The organism is Cobetia sp. 1CM21F (assembly GCF_023161745.1).
GTDB classification, from domain to species: Bacteria; Pseudomonadota; Gammaproteobacteria; order Pseudomonadales; family Halomonadaceae; genus Cobetia; species Cobetia amphilecti.
The window spans coordinates 241,643-257,482 of sequence record NZ_JALNTQ010000002.1 but is presented as its reverse complement, the minus strand read 5'-3'; the positions used below and the strand labels follow the sequence as shown (position 1 = coordinate 257,482).

The window sequence follows — 15,840 nt, the reverse complement described above, 5'->3', positions numbered from 1 at the left end:
ATACCTTTTGTCATTATAATTTTTTATACATATGTGACGGCCGATGCCGCTGGCGCAGCGAAGTTCAAGGGCCAGCGGCAATGTCGGCAACACGCGATAACCTGGGCGAGGCCGCGTCACATCAATCCATTTTCTGGACTGTTACAGATAACCGTCTTGCGTGAGTGATTCGGTGACTGCCGAGAATGAGGCATCGAGGATGGCCACGACCTGATCGATCACGGCTTCATCCCAGATCAACGGCGGAGAGATGATGTTGAGGTGGCCGACAGGGCGAATGATCAAGCCTCGCTTCTGTGCTTCTGCAGCGACCCTATCCCCGACACGTGCTTCCAGTGGCAAGAGCTCGCCGGTTGTCTTGTCTGCCACATTTTCCAAGCACATCATGAAGTTACTGCCGCGAACGTCGCCAACGGTAGCGTGATGCTTCAGGGTTTTCAACTGCGCCTCAAGATAGGGGCCGACTCGCTGGATGTTTTCGCACAGCGCTTCTCTTTCCATGATCTCGATGTTCTTGAGCGCGGCGGCACAGCTGACCGGGTGGCCTGAATAGGTAAACCCTGTGCTCAATACACCACCTTTACCCTGGGGAGTACCCAGCACCTCATAGAGGGAGTCTGAAATCAGCGTTGCACCAAGCGGCACATAGCCAGAGGAAAGTCCCTTGGCGCAGGTAATGATGTCCGGGCTGAGACCGAAGACCTTTTCACTGCTGAAGAAGTGGCCGAGACGTCCGAAGGCTGTCACGACTTCATCGACGATCAACAGGATGTCGTGCTGGCGGCAGAGGGCCTGCATGCGAGTGTGGTAACCCTCGGGAGCGACGAGAACACCGCCTGCGCCCATGATGGGCTCCATGATGAAAGCGGCGATATTGTCAGCGCCCAGTGTTTCGATTCTGTTCTCGAATTCATTCACCAGTTGGTCGCAATAGTCAGCTTCACTCATGCCCTTCGGACGACGATAACAGTTGGCTTCGCTGAGATAGCTGACATGGGAGTCCAGGGTATCGAACATCCAGTTGTTGCTTTCGATGCCTGTCAGGGTGGCCGCCATGTAGGTGGTACCGTGATAGGCATTCTTGCGGGAGATGATCTTCTTCTTCTGCGGCTTTCCGATACGGTTGTAGTAGTAATGCACCAGACGAATGGCGACATCATTCGCGGTGGAGCCTCCACAGGTATAGAAGACGTGGTTGAGGTGTGCCGGTGCCAGACTGGCAAGCTTGGCCGATAATTCCGCTGCCGGAATATTGGTCAGATTGTTGAAGGTAGAGAAGTAGGCCATGCGTGTGGCCTGTTCCGCCATCGCGTCACCGATTTCCTTGCGACCATGCCCCACGTTCACGCACCACAGCCCCGCAATACCATCGATGAAACGGTTGCCTTCGATATCTGACACGTAGATACCGTCGCTATCACTGATGATGTCGCAACCCTGCTCGTGGAAGGTCGAGAAGTCAGTGAAGGGGTGGATGAAGTGATCTCTGTCCTTCTCCCAGACAGCTTGAGCATCGCCGCTCAGGCCATGGGCAGAATGTTCGGATGGTGCATCGATAGATGAGGTGTGATCCAGAGTGTTGGTGGTCATCAGTGTTGTCTCTTGTTGTTGGTGATGGCGAAGAGCCAGCGATTGTCTGGGGTCTGGTGTCATGCAGCGTGCCAAGCGCTCTTCACTGTCGCTCTCGCTGCAATCGTTCACTGGAACCAGCGTATCCAGATCGGATAGCCGCTCGGTATATCCCAATGGGGGTATTCCGCTCCGGGTGCGTGAGTTTCTAAGGTGACGGTCTACTCGATGTGACGGCGGGGTGCTGAGTGATAGGTCGGTACACGCCCATCGACATACGGACACAAGAACAAGAGGACGCAAGCATGCAGGCAGTTGCACAAGAGATTCAGCCGCTCAGGATCGACCAGCAACGTCTCTGGGATAGCCTGATGGATATGGCGAAGATCGGGGCCACGGCCAAGGGCGGCTCCTGTCGCCTTGCGTTCAGCGAAGAGGATACCCAGGGGCGCCGCCTGCTGATGCAGTGGTGCGAGGCACTTGGTTGCGAGATGCGTGTCGATGAGGTCGGAAACCTGTTCATTCGTCGTGAGGGCAGCGAGCCGTCGCTGGCCCCGGTCTCGACCGGCAGTCACCTGGACACTCAGCCCAAGGGCGGACGTTTTGATGGCATTCTCGGTGTGCTGGCGGGACTTGAGGTCTTTCGAGTGCTGGATGCGCAGGGCATTGTCACGCGCCGGCCGCTGGAATTGATCGTATGGGGCAATGAAGAAGGCAGTCGCTTCTCCCCGGCGATGGTAGCGTCCGGCACCTACGCGGGCGTCTTTGAGCCGACTTATACCCTGGCGCGTGAAGACAGCGCAGGCATTACCTATGGTGAAGCGCTGGCGAGCACCGGACTGCGCACGCCAGATTTCAAGACGGGCCCCAGGTTGGACAGTTATTTTGAGCTTCACATTGAACAGGGGCCGGTGCTGGAACAGGAAGGCAAGTCACTGGGGGTTGTCACCGGCGTTCAGGGAATTCGCTGGTTTGATGTCACGATTTCTGGTGTCGCGGCGCATGCAGGGCCGACGCCGATGCGTTATCGCCGTGATGCGATGATGGCGGCTGCGCGCTTGATGGATCAGATCCACCAGCATGTGCAATCAGACCCGACGGGGAATGCACGTGTCACGGTGGGCACCCTGAATATTCCCTCCGCCTCGCGCAACGTCATTCCGGGCGAGGTCAGCATGACGGTGGACCTGCGCCACGTGAAAGAAGCCGAGCTTGAGACACTGGAAGCCACGTTCATGGCGATGCTTGAGAAGGTGTCAGAGGAATATGGTGTCAGTGTGACGCAGGAGCGCATCTGGAAGTCAGAAGTCGTCGACTTCGATGAGGCATGCATCGAGGTCGTCAGGCAGGCCGTCGCCAAGCAGGATGCGCCCTCACGAGAGATGATGAGCGGTGCTGGCCATGACGCCGTCTATGTTTCGCGCGTGGCGCCGACGGCAATGATCTTCGTGCCGTGTCTCGATGGCATCAGCCACAACGAGGCGGAATATGCTTCACCTGAAGACTGTGCCCTCGGCTGCCAGGTACTGCTGGAATCCGTGCTGGCGCGTGCGGGTCGCTGATTTCTCCACCGTTGCCATCTCGTTCTCACGTCTTTTCCGCCGCAGTCATCCCTCGGAGCCATACCATGCCACTCACTCATGCCCAATGGCAGCAACGTGCCAGCCAGCTGTCCTTTGAAACTCGCGCCTATCTCGATGGCGAGTTCACCCACGCCGCCAGTGGCAAGACCTTTCCCTCTCTCAATCCTGCGACGGGCGACACTCTGGCGCAGGTGGCCTGCTGCGAGGCGCCCGAGGCAGAACGCGCCGTGGCGTGTGCCAGAGCTGCCTTCGACAAGGGCGATTGGTCGCGGCTGGCACCGGCAGCCCGCAAGCGCACCTTGCTGCATCTGGCAGAACTCATCGCCGAGCATCAGCAGGAGCTCGCACTGCTCGATACACTCGACATGGGCAAGCCGATCACCAGTGCGCTGGGTGATGTGGCCTCTGCCATTGAATGTCTACGCTATACCGCTGAGTCCCTGGACAAGCTCTATGGTCAGGTCGCGCCGACCGGCGAAGAAGCGTTGGGACTGATCGTGCGTGAACCCCTGGGCGTGGTCGTCTCCATCGTGCCCTGGAACTTCCCGCTGATGATGACGATCTGGAAGATTGCTCCAGCCCTGGCGACTGGCAACAGTGTCATTCTCAAACCCTCCGAGAAGTCATCGCTCTCGGCGCTGCGCCTGGCGCAACTGATCGCGCTGACGGAGATACCCAAGGGAGTCTTTCAGGTACTGCCAGGCTTCGGCGCAGATGTCGGTAAGGCCCTGGCGCTTTCGATGCAGGTCGATGCCATTGCCTTTACTGGCTCGACTCAGGTGGGCAAGCTTCTGACGCAATATGCGGGTCAGTCGAACCTGAAGCGGACTTTCCTCGAGTGTGGTGGCAAGAGCCCGAATATCGTGTTCGAAGACTGTGCTGATATCCCGGGCGTCGCACGTCAGGCCGCTGCCGCCATCTTCCACAATCAGGGAGAGGTTTGCATCGCAGGTTCTCGCCTGTTGGTGCACAACCGTATTCGCGAGCCATTCGTTCGTGCGCTGTGTGAAGCTGCCAGGAGCATGCAGCCGGGTGACCCGTTGGACCCGCAAAGCTTCATGGGCGCCATCGTCGATCAGGAGCAGTACGACAAGATTGCCAGCTACATCGCGCTCGGTGAGCAGCAAGGGGCAAGACGTGAGGCGATCATCACGGACGACAATCGCCAGGTTGAGGGCTGTTTCATAGCGCCGACCATCTTCACTGGCGTGACGGCAGACATGGCCATCGCCAACGAGGAGATCTTTGGCCCGGTTCTCGCCGTCATGGGGTTTGATGATGAGGAAGACGCGATTGCGATCGCCAATGACTCTGACTATGGGCTGGCAGCAGGGCTCTGGAGTCAGGACGTCAACCGGGTGATTCGTGTCGCGCGCCGATTGCAGTCAGGACAGGTCTATATCAACAACTGGGCAGGGCCGGACATGACGATGCCCTTTGGTGGTGTGAAGCAGTCCGGCAATGGCCGCGACAAGTCACTGCAGACACTCGGTGAATATACCGAGACGAAGTCCATCTGGTTGGCCATTACCTGAATGGTGGTGGCGGGAATGAGCCGTGCTGGACGTTCTGACACGAACAAGCGTCTTGCAATGAAAGCGCCAGGCTCATGCCTGGCGCTTTCATTGGCGTTCGGGGCGTGATGGCTCCGGATGCGCCAGCGTTATACCTTCGTTGGCTATGCTAGGATGTCTCGATACGTCACCAGGGTCGGCTCATGATTCACAAAGAGTTGTTGTGCGCTCCAGAACTATCGAGCTGGCATTGCGTGCTGGCGAAGCTGATGACATCGGCTTCTTCGGCGGAATTCCCTCGCTTGCTGCAGGACGTCTTCCACGACATTCTGCCTTTTGACACGATACTGGTCAGCACCTACAAGCAAGGGTGCGCACCCATCCTGATCTACGACAATTATCCTCCTGAGCGTCGGCAGCAGGGGGTAGAGCGTTATATTGGCGATGCCTACATATTGGATCCCTTCTATACCTCGACCCAGCAAAGCTTTCGTCCCGGCGTCTACCGCCTGAGTGAGCTGGCGCCTGATTGCTTCGAGGACAGTGAGTACTACAAGCATTATTACGGCGCGTTGGGGCTCAAGGATGAAATTGGCATCTTCATACAACTGCCCGGCGACATCGTGATGGTATTTTCGCTGGGATTGCATGGGACCTCTCTGCCGCTGACTCGAAAATCACTGCTGGCGCTCAAGAACCTGCAACCGATCATCGAGCCCCTCGCGCGCGAGTATTGGAAGTGGCAGGGCGTCAGTTTCGTGGATCGCCTGGAGCATCATGAGCCGGTAGAGGCCGCCTTCGATAGCTTTGGTGATGGTCTTCTGACGCAGCGTGAGCAGGACATCGTCAAGTTGTTGCTGGCCGGACACTCCACCAAATCTGCCGCGCGTGAACTCGCAATCAGCGATGGCACCGTCAAGGTACATCGCAAGCATATCTATCAGCGTCTGGCCGTTTCGAGCCAGGCCCAGATGTTCCGCCTGTTTCTGGATCACGTCTCGCTCGTCTCTCGCCAGAGCGGGGCACTGAGCCAGGTCGGGCCTTGATCTGTGTGCTCGAGCGCCGGATTATCGCTACATGATGGCTGAATGACGGCTACTCAACGACGAAAGGCTGCCCATGGCAGCCTTTCGTGTATTCGGAGTCTTGTTGGATGCGTTCTCAGTGCAGCTGACGTGACACTAAAGCCTTCAGGCGCGGCCGACGTGCTCGCGCAGGTGCGTGCGGTAGGCCTGGGTGTAGGCTGCCAGGTCAGGATTCTTGATCACATCAGTGGCCAGGTAGGTCGGCAAGGCCGTCATGCCGAGGAATTCCATCGCCTTGTGCACCGGGAAGTAGACACCATCGATGCCCTTGCCCTCGAAGAAGTTGCCTTCTTCATCAAAGGCTTCAAGTGGCGCATTCCAGGTCAGTGACAGCATGTACTGGCGGCCCTGCATCAAGCCGCCAGTGCCGTAGCCCTGGGTCGGGCTGGTGCGATGACGTCCATCGCTGGCGTACAGCGCACCGTGGCCCTCAGTCAGGATGTCATCGAGGTACTTCTTCACGGTCCACGGCAGACCCATCCACCAACCGGGGGTCTGATAGATGATCAGGTCCGCCCACAGCTGCTTCTCGATTTCCGCCTTGGCCTCGAAGCCTTCCTCGATGACGGTTTCACGCACCTCATGACCCAGCTCGGCCAGCTCACCGCGCGCCAGTTCATGCAGCGTCGCGTTCAGCTCGCCATTGGAATGGGCAAAGGCCTTGCCGCCGTTGATCAGTAGAATCTTCATGCCGGGTACTCCACAACTGTTGGCTTTTCAGCAATGGCGCACAGCATGAGCGTTCGCAAGTCATTGATAAAGCGGCGCTGGAGTAAAACACCTTTGCTGTGGGTGCAACAATCCGATCAGGTTGCGCGCGATATCTACGCATTCACTCCCTTCATGCCTTCTGCGGTATGAGCGCCGAGGAAAGGGATTGTATTGCTGATGGTTGTGGCGGTCGAAATTGCGCTCAGAGCTTTCGGCCAAGCCCACTAACGCAACCGCTTCAATTCCTGCCAGTTGGTGGTGTAGCGGGCGCTGCGGTGGGCGCAGCGCAGTTGCCAGGCGGCGTCGGGGCGTGCGACGCCCAGGCGCACGGTGCCGCGGCCCATCTTCTGATTCATGGCGTCCAGTGTCGCCATCAGCTGCTGACTGCGTTCACGCCTGGCGATATCCGCTTCGTCGTCGAGCAGCGAGAGTTGCTCGCGTGGCTGGTCGATGAGATCGAGTAGCATCACGCCAGCCTTCATGAAGCGATAGCCGCGCAGGTAGATATGCTCCAGCGCCTGTTGCGCGGCGGCGAGTATCTCGCGGCTGTCATTGGTGGGGGCGGGCAGTTCGACGATGGTGCTGGGTGAGTATTGCGGCAGGTCGGGTCGGTGGCGATTGCTCTTGAGGAAGACCAGCACGGCGCGTGTCAGGCTGCCTTGATGGCGCAGCTTCTCGGCGCCGCGCTGGGCATGCTGGCGGATGGCGTCCCTGAGTTCATTCAAGTCACCGGTCATGCGCCCGAAGGAGCGCGAGGTCATGATGCGCTGGCGGGCGTCATCGGCATCATTCATCTCGAAGCAGGGCGTGCCTTGCAGTTCGCGTGCGGTGCGTTCCAGTACCACGGAGTACCGCTGGCCGATGGCGCGCGGGTCGGCGCAGCGCAGGTCCCAGGCAGTGTGCAGGCCTTGCAGTGCCAGGCGTTCGACCAGTCGTCGGCCCACGCCCCAGACATCGCCCAGTGGCGTGTCGGCCAGCAGGCGCTGGGTGCCGACTTCATCAGGTTCCAGCACGCAGACACCGCCGAATTCCGGACGCTTCTTGGCAGCGCGATTGGCCAGCTTGGCCAGCGTTCGAGTCGGCGCGACCCCGACACATACGGGAATGCCGGTGAACTTGCGGACATTGCGGTGCAGGGTGCGGCTCAACGTCAGCATCGAGTTGCGATCAAAGCCATCGAAAAGCACGAACATCTCATCGATGGAGTAGGGCTCGACCCCGGCGGAATATTCCTCCAGCACCTCACGCACGCGCGCCGACATGTCGCCATACAACTCATAGTTGGAGGAGAGCAGGTGGATGCGCCCCTCACGGACGAGTGGCTGTAGCTGGAAGGCGGGGGTGCCCATCTCCACGCCCAGCGCCTTGAGTTCGTTGGAGCGCGCGATCACGCAGCCGTCATTATTGGACATCACGCCGACAGGGCGGCCCTCCAGGCGCGGGTCGAACACTCGCTCGCAGCTGGCGTAGAAGTTGTTGCAGTCGACCAGTCCGATCATCGGCGTATTCATACCGCGTATTCGTGGATGACGGAACGCACCACCCCCCAGACCTGGCATTCGAGGTCGAAGATCGCGACCGGCGGATACAGAGCATTGCCGGAGCTCAGATAGGGGCGCTGACCGATCAGCTCATAACGCTTGACCACCACCTCACCCTCGACCAGTGCCACCACGATATGCCCGGGGCGGGCATCGATGGAGCGGTCTACCACCAGGGTGTCGCCCTCATAGATGCCGAAGCCTTCCATGCTGTCACCCGCCACCGTCATGAAGAAGGTCGCTGCCGGACGCTTGATCAGCCGCTCGTTGAGGTCCAGCGTGCGCCCCGCGTAATCCTCGGCCGGCGAGGGGAAGCCGGAAATGCCAGCGCGCCCCGTGATGTGAGGGTGCGGCAGCGCACAGGGCTCCGGCGCTGGATGAGGGCGAGCCAGCGAGGCGTGGGACGGTTGAGCGGCAGATACGGTCATGGGTGGGGTCTCCTTTCGATACTGTATTCATATACAGTATCGGCGCTGAGAAGCCCTCAGGCAACCGATAATCCCTGCGAGTGCTGCACATTCACGAGACGCAGATCAGATGAGGTGCACCTGTGTTCAATGGTGGACGGCAGGTAAAGCTGCTAGCGGAAAAAATTTCCCGGTAGGCCTCGCGTTTGCGTTTGCCTGATATCCGCCTTACCTTCGTTATTCCTTATATAACAATATTAGAGGTGGAAAATGCGGCTTCCGATGTTGGCGGTGGGTTTGGCATACGGTATGTGCAGTGTCGGTGCGCAAGCGGCGGACTATCAGGATGTGCAGGATGCCGTCGAGCAACAGCGAGCGCCTCTGCTGGAGACGCTGGAAACACTGGTCAACGTGGATTCGGGAACGGACTACCGTGAAGGCTTGAATGACGTTGAGGCAATGCTGACCCAGCATCTCGAAGCGCTTGGCGCACAGGTGGAAACGCACCCTGCCAAGACCTATGGCGGCAATACGATTGTCGGTCGCCTGCAGGGAGATGGCAGTCGCAAGATCATGTTGATGATTCACTACGACACCGTCTTCGATGAAGGCGCCGCCACGGAGCGTGCCTTCCGTATCGAGGATGGGCGTGCCTATGGCCCGGGCGTGGGCGATGCCAAGGGTGGCGCAGCCGTTATTCTGCACAGTCTCGAGGCGCTGAAGTCGCTCGGGTTTGATGACTATGGCCAGGTGACGGTTGTCTTCAATCCTGATGAGGAGAAGGGCTCGCCGGGCTCGCATGACCTGATTCATGAGCTATCGGCAGATCAGGATGCCGTGCTGGTATTCGAGCCTACCTTCGCTGACCCGGGAGTCGATGCCGTCACCGTCGTCACCAAGGGCATCAACTATGCGTTTCTCGAGGTGAAGGGCCGTGCCTCCCATGCCGGTGGCGCACCAGAGGAAGGGCGCAACGCCATCATGGAGCTGTCTCATCAGCTGCTGCAGTTGAATGAGCTTGATGATGCGGACAAGGAGACGACGCTCAACTGGACGATCGTCGAGGGCGGCGTCAAACGCAACGTGATTCCGGAGCATGCCAGGGCGGAAGGTGATATGCGCTACTTCGATAGCAGCGAGTATCAGCGTGTCCTGGAAGAAGCGCAGGCCATCACGAAGAACCAGTTGATCGATGATACCGAAGTGGAGTTCCACCTCGAGAAGGGGCGTCCGCCGCTGCCTGACAATCCGCAGAGTCAGCAGCTGGCCGAGCAGGCCCAGAAGATCTATCAGGAGTTGGGGCAGACACTGCAAGCGGTCGAGATCGGTGGCGGCACCGATGCAGCCTACGCCTATCATGCAGATTCCGATAAACCGGCAGTGCTCGAATCCCTGGGTCTCGTCGGCGGCGGCTACCACAGCGATCAGGAGTTCGTGCTGGTCGATAGCGTCGTGCCACGCCTTTACCTGACGACACGCATGATCATGCAGTTGTCCGAGGATCAGCCGCAGGAGTGAAACCGGGATTGCAGCGGTAAATGATATGCCGTCATGACAGCAAACCCGATAAAAAAGCCCGGCCTCCGGGAGGCCGGGCTTTTTTGGGTCTTTCCCAATGCTGTTCTGGCTATCAGCCCGCCGGGCTCAGGATGCGAATATCGCCATCGGCGATCCAGTCACCGGCGTTGTCGCGGAAGCGCTGCATGTGTTCGGTCTCACGGTGGGCCTGCAGCGCATCGTGGGACTCCCAGGCTTCCACCACCGTGATGGTATCGGGGCGTGGGTCGTTGTCCTTGTCGGCGGCGCGTTCGGAGTCCAGGCACGGGTGGTAGGCGTGGCAGCCATCTTCCTCGCGCACGGTGGGCGCGACGGCGCAGAGTTCATTGAAGACATCCTGAACGTGGCCTTCCTTGGCGGTAACGGTGGCGATTACCCAGATCATCTTGGCTCCTTGTGACGGTGCTGACCGCCGGTGTGGTCGGGATTCTCGTGATGAGATGTCCTGACTATGTGGAGCCGTTTCTGGCCACTGCAAGGGGCAGGGGCTGACTGCCGGCATGACCCTGCATGATGAGCACACGAAAGCGCCGGACAGCAGGGCTGTCCGGCGCAGTTGTCATCAGGCGATGATCCGCGTTCGTGATGGGTCAGAAAGCGAAGGCGATGGATCAGGACGGGAAGGCGAACTGGGCGCCTTCACGCAGACCGGCGGAAGGCCAGCGCTGGGTGATGGTCTTGCGGCGGGTGTAGAAGCGCACCGCATCCGGGCCGTAGGCGGACAGATCGCCGAACAGCGAGCGCTTCCAGCCGCCGAAGCTGTGATAGGCGACCGGTACCGGCAGCGGCACGTTGATGCCGACCATGCCGACCTGGATGTGATCACTGAAGTAGCGGGCGGCTTCGCCATCACGGGTGTAGATGCAGGTGCCGTTGCCGTATTCGTGATCATTGATCAGCTGCATGGCGGCTTCCATCGAATCGGCGCGCACGACCAGCAGCACCGGGCCGAAGATCTCTTCCTGGTAGCAGGTCATCTCCGGGGTGACGCCATCGATCAGGGTGCCGCCGACGAAGAAGCCGTTCTCGCCGCCTTCGACCTGCGGATTGCGGCCATCGACCACCACCGTCGCGCCTTGCTGCTCGGCGCTGTCGATGTAGCCGACCACCTTGTCACGATGGGCCGCGGTGATCAGCGGGCCGAAATCATTGCCCTTGTCGCTGTAGATGCCGACCTTGAGGCCTTCCATCTGCTGCTTCATCTGCGCGATCAGCTTGTCGGCGGCGTCATCGCCCACGGCCACCGCGACGGACAGTGCCATGCAGCGCTCACCGGAGGAGCCGAAGGCGGCGCCATTCAGTGAGTTGGCCACGTATTCCATGTCGGCGTCCGGCATCACGATGGCGTGGTTCTTGGCGCCACCGAGGGCCTGGCAGCGCTTGCCGTTGGCCGCGGCGCGGCTGTAGATGTATTCAGCGATCGGGGTGGAACCGACGAAGCTGACCGCCTGGATGCGCGGGTCGTCCAGCAGCGTATCGACGGCTTCCTTGTCGCCATTGACGACATTCATGACGCCGGCCGGCAGTCCGGCCTCCATCAGCAGCTCGGCGATGAACAGCGTGGAGGTCGGGTCGCGCTCGGAGGGCTTGAGGACGAAGGTGTTGCCGCAGGCGATCGCCATCGGGTACATCCACAGCGGCACCATGGCCGGGAAGTTGAACGGCGTGATGCCGGCAACCACGCCCAGCGGCTGGAATTCGCTCCAGGAATCGATGCCCGGGCCGGTATTGCGGCTGTGCTCGCCCTTGAGCAGTTCAGGGGCGCTGCAGGCATATTCGACATTCTCGATGCCGCGCTGCAATTCGCCCAGCGCATCGTGACAGATCTTGCCGTGCTCCTGACCGATCAGGCGGGCGATCTCGTCGGCGTGTTCTTCCAGCAGCTGCTTGAAGCGGAACATCACGCGGGCGCGCTTGATCGGCGGCGTGTTGCGCCACTCCGGGAAGGCGGCCTCGGCGGCCGCGATGGCTTCCTCGACCGTCGCCTTGCTGGCCAGGCGCACCTGACCGCCGACTTCGCCGGTGGAGGGATTGAAGATGTCCTGGGTACGGCCTTCGCTGTGATCGATGTTGCCGTTGATGAGGTGTCCGAGCGTCTTCATTGGGTGGGTCTCCCTGAGATGACTTGTGAAATGAATGGCGATGAATGAAGTGGTGTTGATCGTCAGTTCTGAACGTTGATGGTCAGTCTTGAACGTCGATGGTCAGCCTTGAGCGTCGAGCGTCAGTCCTGGGCGGCGAAGGCATCGCCGAGGGCATTGATCAGGCGGTCCAGCTCGTCGTGTTCGGTGATGAACGGCAGGCCCAGCTGGATGGTGTCGCCGCCGTAACGGACATAGAAACCGGCCTTCCAGCAGTGCATGGCAATCTCATACGGGCGCCGCGCCGGCTCGCCGGGATAGGCCTCGACCTGCAGGGCACCGGCCAGGCCGTAGTTGCGGATGTCGCTGATGTAGCGCGTACCCTTGAGCTCGTGCAGCTTCTTCTCGAATACCGGACTCAGCTCGCGGACGCGGGAGATGAGCTGGTCGTTCTCGAGCACGTCGAGGGCTGCCAGCGCCGCGGCACACGCCACCGGGTGACCGGAGTAGGTGTAGCCGTGGGGAATCTCCATCATGTAGTCGGGGCCGCCGTTGTCCATGAAGGTCTGGTAGATGTCGCCCTTGACGACCACGGCGCCCATCGGCACCGCGCCATTGGTGATCTGCTTGGCGACGTTGAGGATGTCCGGCGTGACCCCGAATTCCTCGGCGCCGCTCATGGCGCCCATGCGTCCGAAGCCGGTGATGACCTCATCGAAGATCAACAGGATGTCGTGCTGGTCGCATATCTCGCGCAGGCGCTTGAGATAGCCTACTGGCGGCGGCAGCACGCCGGCGGAGCCTGCCATCGGCTCGACGATGACAGCGGCGATGTTGGAGGCATCATGCAGCGCGATCAGCTCCAGCAGCTCATCGGCGCGCTCGGCACCGGTTCTGGGCATGCCGGGCGTGAAGACATTTTCCTTGAGCAGGGTATGCGGCAGGTGATCGGCATCGACCCCCTGACCGTAGAGCGAGCGGTTGGCCCCGATGCCGCCAACGCTGAAGCCCCCGAAATTGACGCCGTGATAGCCCTTGCTGCGCCCGATCAGCTTGGTCTTGGTCGGCTTGCCTTTCTTGCGCCAGTAGGCACGCGCGATCTTCAGCGAGGTGTCGGCACTCTCGGAGCCGGAGCCGGTGAAGAAGACGTGATCCAGCCCCTCAGGCATCAGCGTCTTGATGCGATGCGCCAGCTCGAAGGCCTTGGGATGGCCGTACTGGAAGGCGGGTGCGTAATCCAGCTCACGCAGCTGCGCGCTGACCGCCTCGGCGATTTCCGGGCGGCAATGGCCGGCACCGCAGGTCCAGAGGCCTGACAGGCCATCGAAGATCTGACGGCCCTGGGAGTCCGTGAAGTAGGCCCCCTGCGCCTTGGTGATGATGCGCGGGTCCTGCTTGAACTGGCGGTTGGCCGTGTAGGGCATCCAGTAGGCATCGAGCTGCTCCTGGCTCAAGCCTGCCTGGGCGGAAGGGGATGTATCGAAGGCGGTCATGATGTCTCCCACAGAGTGTGTTGTTGTTGGTTCTCAGCTCCTGTCCAACTAGATTAGGAAGTCCTTTTGGTAAGATAAATGCCATTGTCTTTATCTTCAGGAAAGCATTTACTTAACTTTCCGCTGGCGTTCGCTACGCCATCTCGGCGCAGTCAGGCGCCGTGTGGCGCGGAACCGTTCAACAACAGGAGGCGCGGGCCTATGCGAGGCGAGGTCATGCGGGGGCAGCTCGGCGATACCGACCTGCGTCTGCTGCGTATCTTTCGCAAGGTAGTGGAGTGCGGCGGCTTCTCGGCGGCCGAGATCGAGCTCAACATCAGTCGCTCCGCCATCAGCATGGCGATGAGTGACCTGGAGACGCGGCTGGGCCTCAAGCTCTGTCAGCGCGGGCGCAGCGGGTTTGCTCTCACCAATGAGGGGCGGGAAGTCCACGAGGCCGCGATGCAGATGTTGGCCGCGGCAGAGGGCTTTCGCACACGCATCAATGGTCTGCATGCCTGGCTCAAGGGCGAGCTGAACATCGGCATCACCGACAATCTGGTCACCATGCCCGAGATGCACATCACGGATGCGCTGAGTGCGCTGAAGGGCCACGGCCCGGAGGTGATGATCAACATCCGCATGATTCCCCCCAACGAGATCGAGCGCGCCGTGCTGGATGGCCGTCTGCATACCGGGGTGATCCCGACGCTCAAGACGCTGCCGGGGCTCGAGTATCGCTCGCTCTACGAGGAAACCTCCTGCCTTTACTGCGCGCGGGGCCATGTGCTGTTTCGAGAACCCCGGGCGGGCGATACCCTCGCGCGGGGGCGTCCGGTGGGCGAGGAAGAGATTCGCCAGCATGATGCGGTGCTGCCGGCCTACGCCCAGACGCCTGCGATCAAGGCGCTGCATGAGCCGCTCAAGGCCGCCGCTTCCGCGACTGACCGCGAGGGCATCGCCTTCCTGGTGCTTTCCGGGCGCTATCTCGGCTATCTGCCTACCCACTATGCCGAGCGCTGGGTGCGCGATGGCCAGATGCAGGCGCTCAGCCCGGTGGCCAACTCCTATGTCACCTATTACAGCGCCATCACGCGCAAGAGCCGCCCACCCAATCTGGTGCTGGAGCGTTATCTGACGGAGCTGGATGCCCTGCGCCAGGCGAAACCGGCCCGAAGAACGCAGCTGGCGAGGGAGAGCAAGCCATGAACAAGCCCAGGCGTGCCGGGGTCAGGGAAGTCGCCCAGCTGGCGGGGGTGTCGGTCGCGACGGTCTCGCGGGTGCTCAACAATCCCGAAAAGGTGGTGAAGAAGACCGCCGACAAGGTGCTGGCGGCGGCCGACGCGCTCGATTTTCTGCCCAACAATGCCGCGCGTGTGCTGTCTCAGCATCAGTCGCGCACCTTGGGAATCGTGATCCCGACCTTCGAGAACCCGATCTACGCCAAGTTCATCGATACATTGGAGGGCGCGCTGGCGCGGGCGCACTACAGCCTGCTGGTGACGACCACCCAGAAGGGGCGGGTGACGGAATTCGACAAGGTACGCGAGCTGGTCAACATGGGGGTGGACGCCGTGATTCTGCCCGGTGGCAGTCATGCCGCCGAGACACTGGACTACCTGACACGCTTCTCGGTGCCGGTGGTCTTCAACAGCATCTATCTGCCGGACTCGCCGTTGATCACGGTGGGCTATGACAACTACGGGCTGGCCAAGGCACTGGCGGAGTATCTGATGTCCTTGGGTCATCAGCGTATCGTCATCCTCTCCGAGCCGCTGGCGCACAACGACCGCGCGCGCCTGCGCTACGACGGCGCCGTTGCCGCGCTGCAGGCGCTGGAGAGTGCCAGCGCCGATCGCGAGCATGATCAGTTCGTTGATGTCACCACCGCCGGGGCGAGCGCCGCGATAGGCGAGTTTTCTTGTGAGCCTTGGGGGGCGCTCGATGGCGAAGGGCAAGGCGGCCTGCGGGATGGCATCACCGCCGTGATGTGTCTCAATGACGTGCTGGCCAGTGGTGCCATGCTGGCGCTGCAGCGGCGGGGAATCCGTGTGCCGCAACAGGTCTCGGTGGTGGGATTCGATGACCTGGAAATGGCGGAGTTCCTCAATCCACCGCTGACGACGGTAGACCTGCCGGTGGAAGAGATGGGCGAGGTGATCGCCCAGGCGTTGATCCGCCATCTCGAGGACGACGCGCCCTTGACGTCACGCCTGCTGGACGCGTCGCTGGCGATTCGTGGCAGTGCAGGCCCGGCGCCCAGCCAGGGCTGAGCACCTGTTCACGGGGCCTGATTCTCGGGTCCTCACTTACGGGGCCT

13 protein-coding genes are annotated in these 15,840 nt (G+C 60.8%); 6 read left to right on the top strand and 7 right to left on the bottom strand.

What is annotated here, in order from left to right:
* Nucleotides 1–141: 141 nt before the first annotated feature.
* Nucleotides 142–1,590 carry an aminotransferase gene (locus MSG32_RS06720; RefSeq protein ID WP_082388492.1) on the bottom strand — a complete coding sequence of 483 codons (1,449 nt, stop codon included), beginning with the start codon at nt 1,588–1,590 and terminating at the stop codon, nt 142–144.
* 284 nt (nt 1,591–1,874) lie between these two features.
* On the opposite strand from MSG32_RS06720, the gene MSG32_RS06715 reads away from it, so the two are divergent.
* From MSG32_RS06715 to MSG32_RS06705, 3 genes are all read left to right on the top strand, one after another.
* Entirely contained in the window at nt 1,875–3,131 is a 1,257-nt protein-coding gene (locus MSG32_RS06715) for a Zn-dependent hydrolase (RefSeq protein ID WP_248378853.1), read from the top strand.
* Between the two features lie 65 nt (nt 3,132–3,196).
* On the top strand, nt 3,197–4,687 hold the full coding sequence (locus tag MSG32_RS06710) for an aldehyde dehydrogenase (RefSeq protein WP_248378852.1): 1,491 nt from the start codon (nt 3,197–3,199) through the stop codon (nt 4,685–4,687).
* 248 nt (nt 4,688–4,935) lie between these two features.
* Nucleotides 4,936–5,712: a helix-turn-helix transcriptional regulator gene (locus MSG32_RS06705; RefSeq protein ID WP_248378851.1), complete on the top strand. Its 777-nt coding sequence runs from the start codon at nt 4,936–4,938 to the stop codon at nt 5,710–5,712.
* A gap of 144 nt (nt 5,713–5,856) precedes the next feature.
* Here the strand turns inward: MSG32_RS06705 and MSG32_RS06700 are convergent, their stop codons facing one another.
* From MSG32_RS06700 to umuD, 3 genes are all read right to left on the bottom strand, one after another.
* Complete coding sequence (locus MSG32_RS06700; protein ID WP_216060996.1) at nt 5,857–6,441, bottom strand: NAD(P)H-dependent oxidoreductase; 585 nt, start codon at nt 6,439–6,441, stop codon at nt 5,857–5,859.
* A gap of 245 nt (nt 6,442–6,686) precedes the next feature.
* The gene (locus MSG32_RS06695; protein ID WP_248379657.1) at nt 6,687–7,961 is read right to left on the bottom strand and encodes a Y-family DNA polymerase; all 1,275 of its coding nucleotides are present in this window, start codon (nt 7,959–7,961) and stop codon (nt 6,687–6,689) included.
* A gap of 8 nt (nt 7,962–7,969) precedes the next feature.
* The gene (umuD, locus tag MSG32_RS06690) at nt 7,970–8,431 is read right to left on the bottom strand and encodes a translesion error-prone DNA polymerase V autoproteolytic subunit (RefSeq protein ID WP_043332158.1); all 462 of its coding nucleotides are present in this window, start codon (nt 8,429–8,431) and stop codon (nt 7,970–7,972) included.
* Nucleotides 8,432–8,692: 261 nt separating this feature from the next.
* Between umuD and MSG32_RS06685 the strand changes: the two genes are divergently transcribed.
* Nucleotides 8,693–9,928, top strand: coding sequence for a glutamate carboxypeptidase (locus MSG32_RS06685; RefSeq protein WP_248378850.1), 1,236 nt, complete (start codon nt 8,693–8,695; stop codon nt 9,926–9,928).
* Between the two features lie 112 nt (nt 9,929–10,040).
* On the opposite strand, the gene MSG32_RS06680 is transcribed toward MSG32_RS06685, so the two are convergent.
* The 3 genes from MSG32_RS06680 to MSG32_RS06670 form a co-directional block, all read right to left on the bottom strand.
* Nucleotides 10,041–10,352, bottom strand: coding sequence for a putative quinol monooxygenase (locus MSG32_RS06680; protein ID WP_043332154.1), 312 nt, complete (start codon nt 10,350–10,352; stop codon nt 10,041–10,043).
* Between the two features lie 226 nt (nt 10,353–10,578).
* On the bottom strand, nt 10,579–12,069 hold the full coding sequence (locus tag MSG32_RS06675) for a CoA-acylating methylmalonate-semialdehyde dehydrogenase (RefSeq protein WP_043332153.1): 1,491 nt from the start codon (nt 12,067–12,069) through the stop codon (nt 10,579–10,581).
* A gap of 122 nt (nt 12,070–12,191) precedes the next feature.
* The gene (locus MSG32_RS06670) at nt 12,192–13,541 is read right to left on the bottom strand and encodes an aspartate aminotransferase family protein (RefSeq protein WP_043332339.1); all 1,350 of its coding nucleotides are present in this window, start codon (nt 13,539–13,541) and stop codon (nt 12,192–12,194) included.
* Nucleotides 13,542–13,742: 201 nt separating this feature from the next.
* On the opposite strand from MSG32_RS06670, the gene MSG32_RS06665 reads away from it, so the two are divergent.
* Nucleotides 13,743–14,729, top strand: coding sequence for a LysR family transcriptional regulator (locus MSG32_RS06665; protein ID WP_248378849.1), 987 nt, complete (start codon nt 13,743–13,745; stop codon nt 14,727–14,729).
* Nucleotides 14,726–15,793, top strand: a complete 1,068-nt coding sequence (locus MSG32_RS06660) for a LacI family DNA-binding transcriptional regulator (RefSeq protein ID WP_248378848.1) — start codon at nt 14,726–14,728, stop codon at nt 15,791–15,793. Before MSG32_RS06665 ends, MSG32_RS06660 begins: the two co-directional genes overlap by 4 nt.
* Nucleotides 15,794–15,840: the final 47 nt, after the last annotated feature.